Genomic DNA, 18,402 nt, shown 5'->3' on the forward strand with positions numbered 1-18,402 from the left:
ACCCTCCCGGGCCGAAAACGAGACTGAGCAGTGCAGTATCGGAGGGACGTTTTCCCCGACGGCACAAGGACTTTCTCCCCTCTCGCCCGCACCCGAAAACGATGTTGAACAGGGTCGTTAGTTAATCACGGAAGGATCACAACACCCCGTCTGACCTGCGTGATCGCGTTGTGGCATGCGGCACTCAGTGTTGAACGATCAACGATGCGCCCGCACGGTTGTCGGGTCATGAAAATCGTTTCGATCATTTCGGCGGTCGGCCTCTGGGCGTCGCTCAGCGCCGGGAGCGCCCTCGCCGCCGAAGCCTCCCCCGACCATCCCCACCCCCGACCCAACTACGGTCCGCACACGGCCGAGGCCGCCGCGGTCCTGGCCCAGGCCCCCGCTCCCGCCGCGGCCGTGACCCCGCCGGCGGCCCCCGTGGCTCCTCCGCCCCCCGCCCCGGTCACCCCACCCCCGGCGCCGGTCGCTCCCCCGCCTCCGCCCCCCGCCCCGACGTACCCGAACAACCTCGACGGCTGGATCGCCCAGGCGTTCGACATCCTGGCCGCGCACGGCTACCAGCGCGGCGCGCTGGACCCCGCCGCGGTCCGGATGATGGCCCTGCACGAGTCGAGCGGGAACCCGAACGCGATCAACAACTGGGACTCCAACGCCGTCAAGGGCACCCCGTCCAAGGGCGTGCTCCAGGTGATCGACCCGACGTTCCGCGCGCACGCCCTCCCCGGCTACGGCAACATCTGGAACCCGGTGCACAACATCATCGCCGGGGTCCGGTACTCGATCTCCCGCTACGGCTCGCTGTCCAAGGTGCCGGGCGTCAAGGCCATGCGATCCGGTGGCGCCTACCGCGGCTACTGATCGCCACGCCGGCCGCGCCGGGGCCGGTTTTGGCCGGTCCTCGGTCAGTCGGTACACTCGCCGACGGAGGATTCGCCTAGTGGCCTAGGGCGCACGATTGGAAATCGTGTTGGGGTTGATAGCCCCTCGCGGGTTCAAATCCCGCATCCTCCGCAGGTCAGAGGCCCCGGACGTGAGATGCGTCCGGGGCCTCTGTCGTCGTGGCGAGGAGATCTCCTCTGGGCTGCGCGAGCGCGCTGACGACGGGGGAATGCGCGCTGGTGGCGGCTACGGGCTTTCCGGAACCGTCCACCAGCCCACCACTGGGCATGAGACGCGTCACAGCCGAACCGTTGACGACGACCGACAGGGATCATCCACTGTGGACCGACATCGGGGCGTACGGTTCGGGCCGCACGGCATCCCGACCCACGATCGAGCGTGATACGGCTTCGATCATCGGCGGGAGAGGGGCTTCCCAGTACTCTGAGGGCACCTCCACCGACGTCCGAGCCGTACGGACAGGCGCATCCGCCTCTCTCGACGACGTGACGGGTTCAGCGACCCGGCGCCCCCGAGTTCCGTGCCCCCACCGTGGTCACCCCGGGCTCGCGCTGGCCAGTGCGGCCCCGAGCGTGACGGAGGCCAGGGAGGCCACCACCAGACCGGGGGCCCACCACGGGCCGCCGTCCAGGACCGAGACGAGGGCGGAGCCGAGTCCGAAGCCGCCGAGCAGGGCGAGGACGAACAGGGGGCGGTCGCCGAGGCGGCGCCGGACCGCGGGCAGGTACCGCACGACCAGCGCCACCAGCCAGGCCAGCCCGAGCCCGACCCCCGCCAGGCCCAGGAGGTCGACGGAGGACGGGCCGTGCCCCCACGGCAAGCCCGGCGGCCGCGTGCCGTCCGCGGCCGGGGCGAGGAGCACCCCCACCCCGGCCACCACCGACGCCGTGGCCACCAGGAACTGGGCGCGGACCCGCATGATGACCCCGCCGGCCCCGTCAGCCCGTCGTCCCCGCCGGCTCGCCGAACGCCCGCCACGGCCCCGTCGGCGGGCGGAACCGCAGGACCTGCGGGTCGTGGTCGCTGGCCTGGTCGTGGAACTCCGCGTTCAGGTGCACCACGTCGAGTTCGTACTGGCGCACGTTGCCGCTGACCAGGATGTGGTCCAGCACCTGCGAGTTGCCCTCGAACACGTAGCTGTAGCGCTCCCCCTCGGGGAGTCGCTCCAACGGCGATCGCAGCGCGCCGCCCCGCACCAGCGTCCGCACGGCGGGCGAGAACACGTAGTCGTTCAGGTCACCCACGACCAGCACCGCCGAGCGCTGGTCGACGCGCTGGATCTGGTCGACGAAACCCCGGACGACGGCGGCCTGCTGCTGCCGTTGCACCTCGGAGACCCGGTTCGGCGGCTGGTAGCGGCCGTGGATCGGCTGGTCGCCGCCCTTGGAGTTGAAGTGGTTGGCGATGACGAACACCGTACGGCCGTGGAAGACGAACTCGCCCGCCAACGGCTTCCGGCTGTCCTGCCACGCCGGGTTGGCCGGGTCGATCCGCCCCGGTGAGACGCTCAGCGCCGCCCGGCCGTGGTCCGACCGCACCCGGACGGGGGTGGTCGCGTCCCCACCCGCGCGGTCCACAAAGGACACCCGCTTCGGGTTGAACAGGAACACCTGGCGGATGTTGCCGCCCGGCTGTCCCCCGTCCTGCCGGTTGGCCGGGTCGATCTGACGCCACTCGTAACGGGGGCCTCCGGCGGCGGCGACCGCGTCCACGAACCGGCGTAGGGTGGCGTCCGCGGCGACCACGCCGTCGTCGGCGGGACCGCTGTTGTCCTGGATCTCCTCCAGGGCCACGACGTCCGGCGACGCCAGGTGCCGGACGACGCCGACGGCGAGCCGGTCGACCTTGGTCTGGTCGTCCCGCGCCGACAGGTTCTCGACGTTGTAGGTCGCCACGGCGAGCTCGGACGGGTGCTGCGGACGGGTCGTCTCCCTGGTCAGCCCCTTCGAGACGTGCTCACCCAACGCGCTGGCCTGGAGCACGTAGCCGCCGAAGCGCGTGTAGTCCAGCGGTCCCTCCGTGACGCCCCGCAGCAGGTCGCCCACGTCCGCGCGGGGAAAGGGGCGCTGCGCGAACGGGATCAGCGACTCGACCTTCAGACGCCCCGAGTTCGCGTCCTCGTAGGAGAGGTAGACCGTGCCACCCCTCGGCGTCCGGTTCTGCTCCGGCTTCGTCGTGATCCACAGGCCGTTGTGCCCGTCGGTCGGTCCGATTACGCGGGCGTCGTCCACCCGCACCCGCATTCCCTCGCGCGACTCCAGGAAGTCCAACGCGAACCGGCGGGGCTCCAGCGGCAGCCCCTCGATGCTGCCGCCCCTGGCGTCCGGCGCCATGGCGGTCGGGACCGAGTCGGGCCGCAACCGCTCCGCCGCCGGCAGGGGGTTTCCGGCACTGGTCACCGTCCACCGCGCGTCCGTGATCTGGGTGACGGTCTGGTTCGGGGAGGAGTCGGGCGTCTCGCCGTTGCCCACGGGCCGGAACTCGGCGACCGTCCCGCTGACCAGGACGGCGTCCCCCGGCTTGACCTGGGGAGCCTGGTTTCCCGTGAAGACGAACAGGCCCTCGCTGGTGCGAGGGTCGTCGTCGGGCTGGGGGTCCTGGAACCAGAAGCCCCGGGAGGCTCCGAACGCCCTGACCGCCGTCACCACTCCCGGGACGTCGCTCACCTTCCGCCCGACCAGCGGGGAGATCCGCGAGACGCCCTGGATGTCGTGGATCCTCCTGCCACCCTGCCCGGGGTCGCCCCCGCCGCCCGGCCCCTCGCCCCTGCTGTTCGTCGGGGTGGGAGGGCCGGAGACCAGGTCGGCGGCGTTGTCGTCCGTGTCGGGGAGCCGGTCGGCGCGCGCCACGGACGTCCCGTTGCTGGCCGCGGGCGCCGGCCTGCCCTCCCTGACCACCGCGTCGCCGTAGCCGACCAGGTCACGGACCCGTCGGTCGGCCGCGCAGTCCGCCGTGGTCAGGCAGCTCAACGGCTCGGTGCCGGCGACGAGGGCCACCGTCCCGGCCGACGCGGAGAGGTTGACGGAGCCGGTGGCGTCCGGGGTCGGCAGTTCCGCCCCGCCCGAACCACCCCTGGCCTGCGCGACGAGGTATCGACGGCCGGGCTGGAGGTCTCCGGTCAACGGGGTGACCTGCCACCTGCTGGTGGGTTTCGGAGCCGCGGGAAGGTACTGCACGCTCCAGCCGGAGAGGCGCACGGCGGCCCCGCGGGTGGCCAGCTCGACGAAGTCCGCGGCGATGGGGGATCCGCTGTTGCCCCCGCCGCCGTACACCTCGGCGATCAGGGCGTCGGTGCTCGGCGCGGCTGCCGCCGTCGGGGCGGCCAGGACGTGGACGGACAGTGCCGACAACACGGTTGTCGCGGCCAGGGCGAGGCCGGCGGCGGAGCGATGGCGGGGTGAGGTCACCTCGTCCTCCAGTGCGTGGGGAGTGGAGGCATCCTGCACTGATCGCGTGAACGAGGGAAGAAGATCGAGCAACGCGACGGGTGCCGGCCTCGGAGTCGCGGGCCCTCGCGTCGCGATCGCGAGGCCGGGGAGAACGGCCGCCGAACAAGCGACAGGGCCGGCCCCGGAAGGGGCCGGCCCTGTCGACCAGCGGTAGCGGTGGGATTTGAACCCACGGAGGGCGTGAACCCTCACACGCTTTCGAGGCGTGCTCCTTAGGCCGCTCGGACACGCTACCGCGAGCCAGAATAGCGGACGTTGGTCCGCGCCCGTGCCCCCACCCCCCTCCCGGGGGCGCAAGTGGGGCGCAGAACACACTCCGACCTCGGTCCGGTCAGGGCAGGGCGGCCGAACCGGTGGAACCGGCGTCGTCCGTGGGCCGCTCCTCTGGCGCGTCCGGCGGCCGCTCGACGACATCGACCACGCGCAGTTCCACGGCGCGGCCGAAGGCGTCGGCCAGGTGGTCACGCGCGTCGAGCAGCCTGGCCAGGGCGGGCAACGCGTCCTGGTCCACGACGAGGTCGACGGTCACCCGCTCCGCGTCGACCGTCAGCCAGGGCTCCTCGACGCCCGGCACCTTCGTGACCGGCGCGTCCTCCGCCACCGCGGGATGCAGTCCGCCGACGCGGCGCAACACCTCGCGGGCCACGTCCGCCTGGTCGGAGCCAGCGGCCCCTGGCGGCCCGGTCACGTCGAGGCCCCCGGCTCCTCGGCCGCCTCCGGCGGGATCAACGCCACGTCGACGACGACCACCTCGACCCGGTCCACCCGGACGCCGAGCTGGCGGTCCAACGCCTCGCGCACCCCGTGGACCACGTCCACCGAGACGTCCCGCGCGGACCGCCCTCCGACCGACAGCGCCACGGTGACCACGACCGACTGCCCACCGGCGGTGGTCTCCACCCGCACGCCGTCCACCGGGTCCGCCGCCTCCCTGCCGGTGGCGACGTCGCGCACGCGTCGACCCAACTCCACGACGAACCCGGTCAGCGTGGGTTCGAGCCCGACGACGCCGGCGACGCGTCGGGTCGCCGCGGCCGCCACCCTGGCCACGGCCCTGGGTTCGACGAGGACCCCCTCGGCCACGCACACGGCTCCGCCGCCCACGCCCGTCACCGGGCCTCCTCACCCGGCTCCAGCGGCACCACGTCCAGCTCCAGCCGGCGCACCCGCACTCCCACGTGCGCCGACACGACGGCCGCGATCCGACGTCGGAGTTCCGTCTCGTCCCACTCGGCGGCCGACGGGCTCAGCACCTCCACGGACACGTCGAGGACATCGACCGTTCCCGGTGGGGCCTGAACCCGGCAGCGCCGGGCCCGCAACCGCTGGCCGGGCAGGGTGTCGACCGCGAACCGCACGACAGCGGCGACGGCGGTGGTGGACACGCTCGCCGGGTCGGGTCCCGTCACCAGCGGAACGGTGTCGCCGCGTCGCGCCTCCGTCCGCACCACCCGCATCACGCGGTCGAACAGGCCGGGAGGCGCGGACACCTCCTCGGCCGCCAGTTCCTCGGTCGCCGCGTGCAGCGCGCGCAACCCCTCCAGGGCCGTCTGGCAGTGGCGGCAGCGCGCCACGTGCTCGTCCGGCACGGCCGACGCTCCGGACCGCACCCTCTCCCAGAGGGAGTCGATGGTGTGCCCGCAGGGCAGTCGGCCGGACCGGGCGAGCCGGCCCCGGTTCAGCGCCACGGCCGCATCACCTCCGCCAACCTCGTCCTGGCCCGGGACAGGCGGCCCCGCACGGCCTGCTCGCTCGCCCCGACCACCTCGGCGATCTCGGCGTAGGACAGCCCGTCGACCTCGGCGAGCAGCCACACGGCCCGTTGCGGCGGCGGCAGCCCGCCCAGCGCCCGGCGCAGGGCCTCGACTCCCGCTCCAGCCTCCGCGACCCGCGCCGGGTCGGCCACCCCGCCGGCGCCCACGCCCACCGCCCTGCCCCCGGTCTCCGGCAGCTCCTCGACGGGATCGGTGCGCCGGTCGCGCCGGCGGCGCAGGACACCGAGGCAGTGGCGGTGCGCGATCCGGAACAGCCAGGTGCGGACGGCGCCCGGCTCGGCCAGCTCGGCGAGCCGTCGCCACGCGGTGACGAAGACCTCCTGGGCCACGTCCTCGGCCTCGGCGCGGTCCCCCAGCATGCGCAGGGCCAACCCGAACACCCGGTCGGAGTACCGGCGCAGGAGCATCTCGAAGGCGGTGGTGTCGCCGTCGGCGGCCCGGGTGGCCAGGGTGGCGTCGTCCACGACGTCCGCCGCCGAGTCTGCCACTCCACACCCCCTGGCGCCCGGGGCGCGTCCGACGGCGGGGGCGGCGCGGGCCGTGCCCGCGACGGCCGCACGGACGTCGAGAGGAGCTGGCGCCCCCGCCGCCACGGCCGGGACGCCCACCGGACACGCCCGCACACAAGACTGGGTCCGCCTCCGTGACGGAGACGGACCCATCGTGTCAGTCCCGGCGTCGCTCCGCGGGGCGACAGGCCCCCGCGTCACCAGGACGGGTCGTGCGTCAGCGGTCGTCGCCGCTCAGCCTGTCCTTGACGTCCTTCGCGGCCCCGGCGGCCCTGTCCTTGAGGTCGTGGCCCGCCTCCTTGGCCTCGCCCGAGAGCTGGTCCCGCTTGCCGGCGTCGCGCAGATCCTCGTTGCCCGTCGCCTCGCCGAGCTTCTCCTTGGCCTGGCCGACGACCTGCTCCAGCTTGTCCTTGGCCTTGTCGAACATGCTCATGTGGCGGTCCCTCCTCGAGCCGCGCCCGGCCGGGCGCCGGGGGCGTCTGGGAAAGGGATGCCCAGGCCGGGGCAACGTCATGCCCCGGAGGGACGCGCGTGGCCCGCTTCACACGATCCGGTGATGCGCGAAGAAGTCGTCGAGCAGCGCGGCGCACTCGTCGGCCAGAACCCCGCCCACGACCTCGGGCCGGTGGTTCAGACGCCGGTCGCGGACGACGTCCCACAGGGACCCGGCCGCGCCGGTCTTCGGCTCCCACGCGCCGAAGACCACGCGGGCCACGCGGGCCAGCACCAACGCGCCGGCGCACATCGTGCAGGGCTCGACGGTGACGGCCAAGGTGCAGCCGTCGAGGCGCCACCCGTCGCCGTGGGCGACGGCCGCCGCGCGGAGCGCCAGGATCTCGGCGTGCGCCGTCGGATCGCCCAGCGCCTCCCTCGCGTTGCAGGCGCTGGCGAGGACCCGCCCGTCGGGCGCGACCACGACGGCGCCGATCGGGACGTCGCCGGTCTCCGGGGCGCGGCGGGCCGCCTCCAGGGCGGCCCGGACGAGCGCGGCGTCGGCGGGGGTGTGGTGACCGGTCACGCCCCCATCTTCGCCATCAGCTCCCCGAACTGGTCGGCGAACCCGCAGCGCTGGGCGATCATCGCGAGCTGCTCGTCCGGGTACAGGTCGGGCTCGGCGACGATCACGTCCAGCTCGCCCTCGGGCAGACCGAGGTCGGCGAGGATGGCCAGGTCCCCCTCCGGCCACACCTCCTCGTCGTCCTCGTCGGGCGGGTCCACCCGCAGGAGGTCGAGCACGTCCGCCGCGATGTCGTAGTCCAGCGCGGCCGCCGCGTCCGAGAGCATCAGGTCGACCCCGCCGGGCACCGGCCGGACGATCACGAAGAACTCGTCGTCCACGTTCAGCAGGGCGAACACGGCGCCGGTCGACCGGATGCGTCGCAGGTCCGTGATCGCGGCGTCGAGGTTCGCGAGGACGGCGCGGTCCATCGGATCGCACCGCCAGTGCCCGTCCTCACGCACCACCGCCACGGCGAAGCCCCGGACGGGGTCCTCCAGCGCCATGGCACAACCGTAGGCCCGTGCGCCGTAACACGAAAGCACTATCGCCGGTCGGGGGTCACCCAGTGCGAGGATCGGTGGCATGACCACCTCGTCGCCGTCCTCTCCGCGGCCCGTCACGGCCCCGTCCGCCACGCCGGACCCGGCCGACGCGCGCCTCACCGGGCTGCTCTCCGAGGCCCGCGCCCTCCAGCCACGGACCGTCGCGCTGCGGCGGGCCCTCCACCGCAACCCCGAACAGGGGCTGCGGCTGCCCGCCACCCAGGCGGCGGTGCTCCAGGCCCTGGAAGGGCTGCCGTTGGACGTGCGCACCGGGGAGTCGGTCAGCTCTGTCATCGCCGTGCTGGAGGGCGGCCGGCCCGGCCCGACCGTGCTGCTGCGGGGCGACATGGACGCGCTCCCGCTCCAGGAGGACACCGGGCTGGAGTTCGCCTCGGAGGTGCCGGGGTCGATGCACGCGTGCGGCCACGACACCCACGTGGCCATGCTCGCCTCCTCCGCCCGGCTGCTCTGCCAGCGACGGGAGGAGCTCGCCGGCCGGGTCGTGTTCATGTTCCAGCCGGGCGAGGAGGGCCACCACGGCGCCCGGTACATGCTCGACGAGGGGCTGTTGGACGTGACCGACGCCCCGCCGGTCAAGGCCTTCGCCCTGCACATCACGTCGACCCTGCGCTCCGGCGTGGTCCAGTGCCGTCCCGGCCCGATCATGGCCTCGGCGGACGTGCTGCGGGTGACGGTGCGCGGACGCGGCGGCCACGCCTCGGCCCCGCACAACGCGCTGGACCCGGTGCCCGCGGCGGCGGCGATGGTCGGCGCCCTCCAGAGCATGGTGACCAGGAGGATCAGCGTGTTCGCCCCGGCCGTGGTGACCATCGCGCACATCGAGGCGGGCACCACCAACAACGTGATCCCGGAGACGGCGTTCCTCGAGGGCACGCTCCGCACGCTGTCCGAGGCGACCCGCGCCCAGGCGCACGAGGAGATCCGCCGGGTGTGCGAGCACGTCGCGGCGGCGCACGGCTGCTCGGCGGAGGTGAGCTTCGAGTACGGCTACCCCGTGACGGTCAACGACGACGCGGTCGGCCCCGGCGTCGTCGACCTGGCGGCGGCCGTGCTGGGACCGCGGTACGCGGAGCCGATGGCGGACCCGTTGATGGGCGCCGAGGACTTCTCCTACGTCCTCCAGAAGGTCCCCGGCGCGATGGCGTTCCTGGGCGCGTGCCCGCCGGACTCCACGCCCGAGACCGCGGCCGCCAACCACTCGAACCGGGTCGTCTTCGACGAGAGCGCGATGGCGCACGGCGTCGCGCTCTACGCGGCGTTCGCCCTCGACACGCTGCGCTGAGCCTGCTCCCCGAGCCCCGCGCGGCCGGAACGCGCCGGCGCGCTGCCAGACTGGGCGGCGTGCGGCGGCCGGTGTGCGTGCTCGGGTTGGGCCTGATCGGTGGATCGTTGGTGCGGGCGGCGGCGGCCGCCGGCCGACGGGTGTGGGGGGCGACCACGTCGGCCGAGGACGCGCGGGCCGCGCGGGCCGAGGGGTACGACGTGGTCGCCTCCACCGAGGAGGCGGTCGCGCGGGCTGGGGTCGAGGACGCGCTCGTGGTCCTCGCCGTGCCGCTGCCCGCGGTGGAACCGGTGCTCCGGGAGATCGCGTCGGTCGCCCCGGAGTGTCGGCTGACCGACGTCGTGAGCGTCAAGGAGCCCGTCGCGGACGCGGTCCGCCGGTTGCTCCCCCGTGCCCGTTACGTGGGTGGGCACCCGATGGCCGGCACGTCGGCGTCGGGGTGGGCCGCCGGCGACGCGGCCCTGTTCCGGGACGCCGCCTGGGTCGTCACGGCCGAGGTCACCGAGAGCGACGAGGAGGACGACGAGGACGAGGCTGGTGCCGAGGGCGACCCGGGCCTGTGGGCGGAGGTCGCCCGCCTCGCGCTCGACTGCGGCGCGCGGGTGGTGCCGGCGACGCCCGCCGAACACGACGCCGCCGTCGCGCGCGTGTCCCATCTCCCGCACGTCCTGGCGGCGGTGTTGGCCGCGGTGGGCGCGGACGGCGGCCCCCTGGCGCTCTCCCTGGGCGCGGGCTCGTTCCGCGACGGCACCCGGGTGATGGGAACCCGGCCGGAGCTGGTGCGAGCCATGTGCGAGGGGAACCGCTGGGCGCTCCTGGACGCCGTGGACGACGCGCTCGGCCGGCTCGGCGCGGCGCGCGGGGCGCTGGCCTCCACCGGATCGCTCGCGGCCACCGTGGCCGCGGGCCACGCCGCACGGCGCTCCTGGGAACGGCTTCGCTCGGCGGACGCGGGGTCCCGCGTGCGGGTGAACTCCCACGACCTGCGCTGTTTGGTGGAGCTGGGGCGGCACGGCGGGCGGGTGGTCGCGCTCGACGACGACGAGGCGGTCGTCGCGCTTCCGGAGTGACATCCGGCGTCTCCGGCTCATGGGTCGGAGGCTCATGGGTCGAAGGCTGCCTGGGTCGGAGGGGCGGTCCGCACGCGGGCACGCGATCTCCCCGCGGCGGCGCCCTCCCGCCGCGTCCACGGCATGGTTTCCCCACCGATCCGCCCGACGGGTGTTACAGCCGAGCCCGAATCGGCAAGATGACTGTTATGCCGCGCGCACTCCTCCTGGACGCCGCCAGAACGCCGTTCGGCCGCTACCGCGGTGGTCTGTCCGGCATCCGCGTCGACGACCTCGCAGCCCTGCCGATCACCGAGCTGTTGCGGCGGCACGGCCCGGCTGGCTCCGGCCGGCTCGACCCCGCACGGATCGACGACGTCCTCTACGGCAACACCAACGGCGCCGGCGAGGAGAACCGGAACGTGGCCAGGATGGCCGCGCTGCTCGCCGGCCTGCCGACCAGCGTCCCCGGGGCGACGCTCAACCGGCTCTGCGCCTCCGGGGGCGAGGCGATCGTGCAGGCGTCCCGGGCGCTCGTCGCCGGCGACGCCGACCTCGTGCTGGCCGGCGGGGTGGAGGGGATGAGCAGGGCGCCGTTCGTGCTGCCCCGACCCGACCGCGCCATGCCGGACCGCATGGACCTGGTGCCGACCGCGCTGGGCTGGCGCCTGGTCAACCCCCGCATGCCCGACGAGTGGACGGTCCCGCTGGGACGGGCGGCCGAGGAGGTCGCCGTCCAGCTCGGAATCACGCGGGAGGAGATGGACTCCTACGCGCTGCGCTCGCACCGCCGCGCCACGGCGGCCTGGGACGCCGGAGCGCACGACGGCTTCGCCTTCGCCGTCCGCACCCCCGACGGGACCACGGTCCGCCGCGACGAGTCCGTCCGCGCCGACACCACGCCGGACAAGCTCGCCCAGCTCAAGCCGGCGTTCTCCCCCGACGGCCCGGTCACGGCGGGCAACTCCTCACCGCTCAACGACGGCGCGGTCGCCGTGCTGGTCGGCACCGAACAGGTCGCGGCCGACCTGGGGGTCGAGCCCCTGGGCGAGGTGCTGGGCAGCGCCGTGGCCGCCGACAGCCCGGAGCGGTTCACGCTCGCGCCGGTCCCGGCGATCCGCAAGCTGCTCGCCCGGCTCGGCGTGAGCGAGGAGGACGTCGACCTCTGGGAGATCAACGAGGCGTTCGCGGCCATGGTCCTCTCCGTGCTGCGGCACCTGCCCGGCGTGGACCGGACGAAGGTGAACGTGCACGGCGGGGCCATCGCCTACGGCCACCCGCTGGGCGCGTCCGTGCCCCGGGTCGTGGTCGACCTGTGCCGACACCTCAGGGTTCGGGGTGGCGGCCTGGGAGTCGCCGCGGCCTGCGTGGGGGTCGGTCAGGGCATCGCGATCGCGGTCCGGGTGTGAGCGGGCGCGACCCTTCGGGATGCCCGGGAAGGAGGTCGTGCGGGACGTTCGCCAGATCTCGGCGAGCTGTGGTGGAGGTGGCACCAAGTTAGGGGTGCTGGCCGAGGCCGAACAACCCCGAACGACACAGTCGCCCCGATCGTGGGGCGCTCCCTCTCGGCGAATCCCCTGACGGGGCAAGGAAAACCGGCTTCAGGCGGTCAGACGCGGTGGGCGACGCCGGGATAGTCGACCACGAGGCCGTCGCTGTCCACCGTGATGTCCGAGGTGAACGACCCGGAGGCGAAGTTGACCACGGCGCTGTCGTCCAGCGCCCCCACGCTCCGGTAGGTCTGCCGGACGAGCCGGACGGACAGGTCCGGAAGCGACACCCACACCACCGGGAACTCGTGCTCACCCGGCGCCAGGTGCAGGCCCAGGCGGCGCACGGGCAGGGAGTTGAACAACACGCTGTCCCGCACGTCGACGTCGTGCGCGCCGTCGAAGGCGAGGCGCCGCACGTCGTCGCCGCCCCGGTCAACGAGCCAGAAGCCGTCGTCGCCACGGCTCAGGGAGAGGTGACGCTCGTCGCTCCGGGTGGTGGTCCCCAGAGTCAACCGGCGGGTCACCCCGGTCTCGTCGACCAGCAACTCGTAGTAGGCGCTGTACGCCTCCATCTCACCGGCGGCGGCTACCGCCCGGCCCGCCGCGCGCAGGCGTCCGGTGTCGGTGAGCACCAGTCGGGCCGACTCCAGGCGCGGCGAGCCGAGGCCGCGCCAAGTCGCCAGCACGGAACGGCGGGCGTTCACCGCGCCGCTCCGCGACCGCGGCGCTCAGCCGTGCTCGGCACCGTCGTTCCCGTCCGGGATCAGGTCCTTGATCTTCTGCACGCCCTGGTCGATCTGCTCCTCGTGGCCGAAGCGCTGCTTGGCGAACTCGCCGGCCTTCTCCACGGCCATCTCGACCTTGTCCCCGTGCTCCTGCAACAACCCCTCGGCGGCCTTCTTCAGCTCGTCGAAGTTCATGGCGCTCCTCCACGGATGAACGGCCGGGCCGGCACGGCGGCGACGGTCACGGGCGGTTGGCGTCGACCACGGACACCACCCCAGATCCAATACGCAGGGTACCCGAATCACCAACATCCGCCCGATGACGTAACCCGTCATCGTGAGCGGTCAGCGCACTGCGTAACCACCTCTGGCCAGCGGGAAGTAAGCCACCCAACGGCCCTCTGACCACGAGAAATCCAGTAGCGAGCCGTGCGCGGAGACCGGCCCGCTCCAGGGGGGAACCGGCAACAGTCAGCCGTTGCGGTGACCGTGGTTCGGGTCATGGTCTGGTGCGAGGGACTCCAGACGTGGAGGGGCCCTCCCCGCTCCTGGCGAGGAGGGCCCCTCGTTGTCGATCAGCGCGCTAGGGCCGGTCGTTCAGCCTGTCAGGCCTTCTTGCGGCGCCGCTGGAGGATGAGCGCGGTCGCGCCGCCACCCACCAGGACGATGCCCACGCCGATGGCGCCGAGCACCGAGGCGCCAGTGTTGGCGAGGTTGTCGTTGTTGCTCGCCGGGACCGGCTGGGCCTGGGTGGTGCTGGTGACCGGGGCCGGGGTCACCGGCACCGAGCTGGGCGGCTGCGAGGCCGAGGTCGAGACCGACGTGGTCGGCCCACCCGGGTTGCTCGGCGTGGTGGCGCCGGACGAGCTGGACGGGGTGGTCTTCTTCTTCCACGCCGCCTCGGCGTGGGCCTTCACCGAGGTCTTCATGCTCTCGGCGGTGATCAGCGTCTGGGTGCGCTTGTTGCGGTCGGAGCCGACGAACAGGCGGCCCTTCTCGACCGTGGCCTCGGCCTCGGCCTGGACGGTCGCCTCACCGGTCCCGCCCTTGGCGTCGGCGGGGACCTGGACGAACACCTTGTCGCCGCCCTTGGCCGAGGTCACCGGCTTGCCCTCGGCGGTGACGACCTGGACGCCGTCGGCGGTGCTCTTCTTGACCGACAGCTTGGCCTCGCTGGCGGTGGTGTCGACCGTGAACGGGCCGATCTTGTCGCCGGGCGCGCCCTCGGCCTTCTCCGGGCTCAGCTTCAGCGAGACCGGCGGCTGCGTCTTCTGGCCGACGTTCTTCTCGCCGGTCAGGTACTTGTAGAGCTTCTTGACGTCGTCGTCGTTGCCCTGCTCGTCCAGCTTGGCGCCGTTGCTGAAGTGCCAGATCGCGGCCTGGGTGCCCGCGATGGCCTCACTAGGGGTCAGGTCCTTGGCCTCGATCACCTTGCCCAGCGCGTCGGTGTCGACGTTGGGGTAGGAGTGGTTGAGGATCCACAGCACCTTGTCGGGCTGCGACTTGAAGGACTTGGAGCCGTCCGGGTACTCGTCCCAGTGCGCCTCCTTCATCGGGAAGCCGTTCCGCGCGGGCTCGGTGAGCTCCACGCAGTACGTCTTGAGGAGACGGCCGTCGCTGAGCCGGAGACCGATCAGCGAAGTCGGCTCCGGCTTCCCGTTCATCCTGACGTGCTCACCACCGGCGTTCGGGTCGAGGGCGACCTCGCCGGTGGCCTCAGCGGAAGCCGGCAACGCGCTCGCGAGCAGCGCCACGGCCGTGCCGAGGAACGCGGCCCCGAGACGCGCGGGATGCAGCCTGGATGCCATTTCTCTCCTTCCCACCTGGGGGAACAGCGGGTTCAGGAACAGTGGGCACGAAGTCACTTCGTGTTGACACGCTCGCTCTGCCGGGGACGGATCCGGGCGCCCATGCGGTACGTCCGAACGGGCTAGCGCCGATGATCCGTCATACACCCTGCGAACGATTGCGGCGGAACACTACTCGATCGGGCAATACCTTGTCTCCACCGGGGTGCGGTTTCGGCGGTTTCCGACCCGCGCCGAACGAATTGGTGATTTGGACACAACCCAGGGTCACCCCTGAACGTCCACAGGTGATACCTGTCGCCCGAGGTGGCGGCTTGCCGCCTCTTTCCCGGAGGAATAGGTAACGAAGCGATGTCGAGACGGCGACGGAATCCCCTGAATGGGTGACGGCCGGCCAGGGAAGACACCGGGCGTCACCCCGCCGACGTCCTCCGAGCCCCGGGAACAACCGGATCGGGCGAGGCGGGATGCTCGCGAGGTCGGCCAGGCTTGCGGGGTGACCATCGAGCCCGACCACCGGAACCACCGCCAGCTCGCCGAGCAGTACGCCGCGTGGGCCGAGGACGCGCGGCGGGCGGCGGACAACGAGCGCAAGGAGAGCGTGCGGTCCTACCTGCTCCAGGCCGCGACCGCCGACGCCGTCCTGGCGATCTACCACGAGCTGCGCCACGCCCACGACCACCCGCCCGAGGGACCACCAACCGAGGAGTACGGTTCCCACGGCGCTCGGACCTCCGACATTCTGCCGCCGCGCGGTTCCACTTCCTGACCGACCCGGTCGGACATGCCCCGTCATCTGGACGGGAATGCGCCCGCGCCCGCCCCATACCCCGCCCAAGAAGCAGGTTGGCGCGCCGCACAAGACGACGGAGAGGATCGGCCCGCCGGTCGACCCCTTTCCCGCGCCAACCGGCGAACAAGATCAAATACCGGGAACGGTGACGTTCGCGACAACCGGCGTGCGGAAGGCGGGACAAAACGCCCGGCGAGTTCTCACCACTCCCTTTCACCTCCTTCGCTCCAGGTAGGTGAATGACAAACCACCCGAACGCGGAGATGAGCGGCCGCCGGAACGGAGCGCGCTTCCGAGCCGCGCTTCCTTGCCCGGCACCGCCGCGGTGTGGATCGGGAAAGTGGGCCGGGGTTGAGACCGCGCGCCACGCCTGTGGCATCAGACACATCCCACAGATGCCCGGACTCACTCCGGGGGCGAACAAGACCGAGGCCCTGCCGGTGAGTCACCGACAGGGCCTCGGGCCGTTGCGCGCTCGGCAGGACTCGAACCTGCAACCTCTTGATCCGTAGTCAAGTGCTCTATCCGTTGAGCTACGAGCGCATCTTTAGTTGTCCCGGCCGGGACCGGGTCTGCGGAGGCTCCGGGATTTGAACCCGGGAGGGGGTTTGAGCCCCCAACCGCATTAGCAGTGCGGCGCCATAGACCAGACTAGGCGAAGCCTCCCGGGGCCACCGCGGCCACCGGACGCAAAGACTACACACAACTCGCCGGAAGAAGCAAAACGGCTGGTCAGACCCCCTGTAGGCGCTCCAGAGAGCCCCACACCCCCACCGGAACGGCCGTCCACCACGAGGGCGGAGGCCGTTCCGGCACGGGATGGGGTGAGCAAAACCACACCGCGAGGTGGCGGAGGTCAGCCGGCGCCCTCCGCGCCCCGGGTCGGGTCCTGCCCGGCGAAGGCGAGGAACGGGCGCAGCGCGTCCGGGTTGGCGAGCGCGTCCCGACTGACGGCGCGCTCCGGCGGGGTGCCCGCGAGGATCTTCTTCACCGGCACCTCGCACTTCTTGCCGTTGAGGGTGCGCGGCACGTCCGCGACGACGACGAACCGGTTGGGCACGTGCCGGGGCGACAACTGGGACCGCAACGCCGCCCGCAGCTCCGGCTCCACGTCGGCCAGCGCCACGCCGGGCGCGAGCACGAGGAAGCACAGCAGCTCCCCCTCCGGCTCGCCGGCGCCGGAGGTGTCGATCACGAGCGAGTCGAGCACCGCGTCGAAGCCCTCGACGACCCGGTAGAACTCGCTGGTGCCCATCCGCACGCCCCCGCGGTTGAGCGTGGAGTCGCTCCGCCCGTAGATCACGCAGGAGCCCCGGGGCGTGACCCGGATCCAGTCGCCGTGCCGCCACACCCCCGGGTAGGTCTCGAAGTAGGCCTCCCGCAGCCGGGCGCCGTCCGGGTCGTTCCAGAAGCACACCGGCATCGACGGCATGGGCTTGGTGATCACCAGCTCGCCCACCTCGTCCCGGACCGGGCGCCCCGACTCGTCGTAGGCCGCGACGTCGGCGCCGAGCATCCGGCAGGAGATCTCGCCCAGCCAGACCGGCACGTCCGGCGCGGAGCCGACGACGGCGGTGCAGACGTCCGTGCCGCCGGACACCGAGCAGATCTGCACGTGCCGGCCGACCGAGTCGACCAGCCAGCGGAACCCCTCCGGGGTCAGCGGCGCGCCGGTCGAGCCGACCGCCCGCAGGGCGGAGAGGTCGAACTCCTTGGCCGGGTGGAGGTCCTGCTTGAGACAGGACTGGATGTAGGGCGCCGAGGTGCCGAAGAACGTGACCCGGTGCTCCTCCGCCATCCGCCACAGCGCCCGCAGGTCGGGGTGGCCGGGGCTGCCGTCGAACAGCACCACCGTCGCGCCCACCAGCAGACCGGAGATCAGGAAGTTCCACATCATCCAGCCGGTGGTGGTGAACCAGAAGAACCGCTCCCCCGGCCCCAGGTCGCAGTGCAGCGCCAACGCCTTCAGGTGTTCCAGCACGATGCCGCCGTGGCCCTGCACGATGCCCTTGGGCAGGCCGGTCGTGCCGGACGAGTACAGCACCCACAGCGGGTGGTCGAACGGCACCGCCTCGAAGGCCAGCTCCGCGCCCGCGTGCCGGGTCAGCAGGTCGGACCAGGGCAGGACGGGGTGCGGCTGGTCGGGCAGGGTCGCCCCGTCGCCGAGGTAGTCGACGAGCACGGTCCCGCGCAGGCTCGGGATCGCCGCCCTGAGCTGCTCGATCGTCGGGCGGACGTCGAAGCTCCGGCCCGCGTAGCGGTAGCCGGCGACCGCGACCAGCACCGTGGGCTCGATCTGCGCGAAGCGGTCGGTGATCGCCCTCACCCCGAAGTCCGGCGAGCAGGACGACCAGACGGCGCCGAGGCTGGCGGCGGCCAGGAACGCGACGAGCGTCTCCGGGCAGTTGGGGGCGAGGGCGACGACGCGGTCCCCCCGGCCCACGCCGAGCCCCGCGAGGGCGGCGCGCACGGCCGCGACCCGCGACCGCAGCTCGCCGTACGTGAGCCGCTCGGTGTGCCCGTCCTCGCGGAGGAACACCACGGCCTCGTCGGCGTCCGCGCGGCCCTCTCCTGGGCGGAGCGCGTGTTCGGCGTAGTTCAACGTCGCGCCGGGAAACCAGCGCGCCCCGGGCATCGTCTCGCTGTCGAGCACCGCGCGCGGGCGCTCGTGGAACCGGACGTCGGCGAACTCGGCGAAGGAGCCCCAGAAGCCGGACAGGTCGTCCACCGACCACTGCCACAACGAGGAGTAGTCGGGAAGGTCCAGGTCGCGGTGCTCGCGGAGCCAGCGGCGGAACGCCGCGACCCGGCTCCGCGCGACCCGTTCGGGATCGGGCTGCCACAGCAACTCCGGTGCGACGACGCCGTTGTCGGCCGGGTTCTCGGTCATGCCCCGTTCCTAGCCGATCAGGACGCCCCGGAGAAGGGGTCGGAGCCACACCACCGCCAGGGGCGGGCTGTCGGTGTGAGCAGGGTGTTCGCTCGGCGGACAGCACGCCGCCGCCGACGGCGGCCGCTCCGGCGCGGAGGCGGCAGGGGAGTCTCCCCTCCCG

Annotated in this window: 18 protein-coding genes and 4 tRNA genes; 6 read left to right on the forward strand and 16 right to left on the reverse strand. The window is 72.9% G+C overall.

The window, feature by feature from the left end:
* Positions 1–228: 228 nt before the first annotated feature.
* A complete protein-coding gene (locus LX15_RS32325) occupies positions 229–861 on the forward strand; it encodes a lytic transglycosylase domain-containing protein (protein ID WP_301304236.1) in 633 nt (210 codons plus the stop codon).
* 65 nt (positions 862–926) lie between these two features.
* Positions 927–1,014 (forward strand) — tRNA-Ser (locus LX15_RS08720).
* 424 nt (positions 1,015–1,438) lie between these two features.
* Here the strand turns inward: LX15_RS08720 and LX15_RS08725 are convergent.
* The 10 genes from LX15_RS08725 to LX15_RS08770 all read right to left on the reverse strand — a co-directional run bounded on the left by LX15_RS08725 (position 1,439) and on the right by LX15_RS08770 (position 8,139).
* On the reverse strand, positions 1,439–1,822 hold the full coding sequence (locus tag LX15_RS08725; RefSeq protein ID WP_253668989.1) for a hypothetical protein: 384 nt from the start codon (positions 1,820–1,822) through the stop codon (positions 1,439–1,441).
* 19 nt (positions 1,823–1,841) lie between these two features.
* Complete coding sequence (locus tag LX15_RS08730; protein ID WP_308213430.1) at positions 1,842–4,310, reverse strand: DUF8508 domain-containing protein; 2,469 nt, start codon at positions 4,308–4,310, stop codon at positions 1,842–1,844.
* Positions 4,311–4,500: 190 nt separating this feature from the next.
* Positions 4,501–4,587 (reverse strand) — tRNA-Ser (locus LX15_RS08735).
* 96 nt (positions 4,588–4,683) lie between these two features.
* Positions 4,684–5,040, reverse strand: coding sequence for a hypothetical protein (locus LX15_RS08740; protein ID WP_253668990.1), 357 nt, complete (start codon positions 5,038–5,040; stop codon positions 4,684–4,686).
* A complete protein-coding gene (locus tag LX15_RS08745) occupies positions 5,037–5,465 on the reverse strand; it encodes an Asp23/Gls24 family envelope stress response protein (RefSeq protein WP_253668991.1) in 429 nt (142 codons plus the stop codon). The genes LX15_RS08740 and LX15_RS08745 overlap by 4 nt, the downstream gene beginning before the upstream one ends.
* Entirely contained in the window at positions 5,462–6,040 is a 579-nt protein-coding gene (locus LX15_RS08750; protein ID WP_253668992.1) for an Asp23/Gls24 family envelope stress response protein, read from the reverse strand. Before LX15_RS08750 ends, LX15_RS08745 begins: the two co-directional genes overlap by 4 nt.
* Positions 6,031–6,615 (reverse strand): RNA polymerase sigma factor, encoded by a 585-nt coding sequence (locus LX15_RS08755; RefSeq protein WP_308213431.1) that lies wholly within the window; start codon positions 6,613–6,615, stop codon positions 6,031–6,033. Before LX15_RS08755 ends, LX15_RS08750 begins: the two co-directional genes overlap by 10 nt.
* 238 nt (positions 6,616–6,853) lie before the next feature.
* Positions 6,854–7,069: a CsbD family protein gene (locus LX15_RS08760; RefSeq protein ID WP_253668993.1), complete on the reverse strand. Its 216-nt coding sequence runs from the start codon at positions 7,067–7,069 to the stop codon at positions 6,854–6,856.
* Positions 7,070–7,177: 108 nt separating this feature from the next.
* Positions 7,178–7,654 (reverse strand): tRNA adenosine(34) deaminase TadA, encoded by a 477-nt coding sequence (gene tadA, locus LX15_RS08765; RefSeq protein WP_253668994.1) that lies wholly within the window; start codon positions 7,652–7,654, stop codon positions 7,178–7,180.
* A complete protein-coding gene (locus LX15_RS08770) occupies positions 7,651–8,139 on the reverse strand; it encodes a tRNA adenosine deaminase-associated protein (protein WP_253668995.1) in 489 nt (162 codons plus the stop codon). Before LX15_RS08770 ends, tadA begins: the two co-directional genes overlap by 4 nt.
* A gap of 79 nt (positions 8,140–8,218) precedes the next feature.
* Here LX15_RS08770 and LX15_RS08775 point away from each other — a divergent pair, with 79 nt between their 5' ends.
* The 3 genes from LX15_RS08775 to LX15_RS08785 all read left to right on the forward strand — a co-directional run bounded on the left by LX15_RS08775 (position 8,219) and on the right by LX15_RS08785 (position 11,939).
* Complete coding sequence (locus LX15_RS08775; protein WP_253668996.1) at positions 8,219–9,481, forward strand: M20 metallopeptidase family protein; 1,263 nt, start codon at positions 8,219–8,221, stop codon at positions 9,479–9,481.
* A 59-nt stretch (positions 9,482–9,540) separates the two neighbouring features.
* On the forward strand, positions 9,541–10,551 hold the full coding sequence (locus LX15_RS08780) for a prephenate dehydrogenase (RefSeq protein WP_372502509.1): 1,011 nt from the start codon (positions 9,541–9,543) through the stop codon (positions 10,549–10,551).
* 188 nt (positions 10,552–10,739) lie between these two features.
* The gene (locus LX15_RS08785) at positions 10,740–11,939 is read left to right on the forward strand and encodes a thiolase family protein (RefSeq protein ID WP_253668997.1); all 1,200 of its coding nucleotides are present in this window, start codon (positions 10,740–10,742) and stop codon (positions 11,937–11,939) included.
* Between the two features lie 200 nt (positions 11,940–12,139).
* Here LX15_RS08785 and LX15_RS08790 read toward each other — a convergent pair whose 3' ends face one another.
* The 3 genes from LX15_RS08790 to LX15_RS08800 form a co-directional block, all read right to left on the reverse strand.
* A complete protein-coding gene (locus LX15_RS08790; RefSeq protein ID WP_253668998.1) occupies positions 12,140–12,727 on the reverse strand; it encodes a putative glycolipid-binding domain-containing protein in 588 nt (195 codons plus the stop codon).
* Positions 12,728–12,751: 24 nt separating this feature from the next.
* Complete coding sequence (locus LX15_RS08795) at positions 12,752–12,943, reverse strand: antitoxin (RefSeq protein WP_253668999.1); 192 nt, start codon at positions 12,941–12,943, stop codon at positions 12,752–12,754.
* Positions 12,944–13,353: 410 nt separating this feature from the next.
* Positions 13,354–14,556 carry a Cys-Gln thioester bond-forming surface protein gene (locus LX15_RS08800; RefSeq protein WP_253669000.1) on the reverse strand — a complete coding sequence of 401 codons (1,203 nt, stop codon included), beginning with the start codon at positions 14,554–14,556 and terminating at the stop codon, positions 13,354–13,356.
* 496 nt (positions 14,557–15,052) lie between these two features.
* Here LX15_RS08800 and LX15_RS08805 point away from each other — a divergent pair, with 496 nt between their 5' ends.
* The gene (locus LX15_RS08805) at positions 15,053–15,325 is read left to right on the forward strand and encodes a hypothetical protein (protein ID WP_253669001.1); all 273 of its coding nucleotides are present in this window, start codon (positions 15,053–15,055) and stop codon (positions 15,323–15,325) included.
* A 494-nt stretch (positions 15,326–15,819) separates the two neighbouring features.
* On the opposite strand, the gene LX15_RS08810 is transcribed toward LX15_RS08805, so the two are convergent.
* From LX15_RS08810 to LX15_RS08820, 3 genes are all read right to left on the reverse strand, one after another.
* Positions 15,820–15,892: transfer RNA gene (locus LX15_RS08810), tRNA-Arg, on the reverse strand.
* Between the two features lie 32 nt (positions 15,893–15,924).
* A tRNA-Ser gene (locus LX15_RS08815) sits at positions 15,925–16,015 on the reverse strand.
* A gap of 190 nt (positions 16,016–16,205) precedes the next feature.
* A complete protein-coding gene (locus LX15_RS08820; RefSeq protein ID WP_253669002.1) occupies positions 16,206–18,239 on the reverse strand; it encodes an acetoacetate--CoA ligase in 2,034 nt (677 codons plus the stop codon).
* Positions 18,240–18,402: the final 163 nt, after the last annotated feature.

This window comes from Streptoalloteichus tenebrarius, assembly GCF_024171885.1.
GTDB classification, from domain to species: domain Bacteria; phylum Actinomycetota; class Actinomycetes; order Mycobacteriales; family Pseudonocardiaceae; genus Streptoalloteichus; species Streptoalloteichus tenebrarius.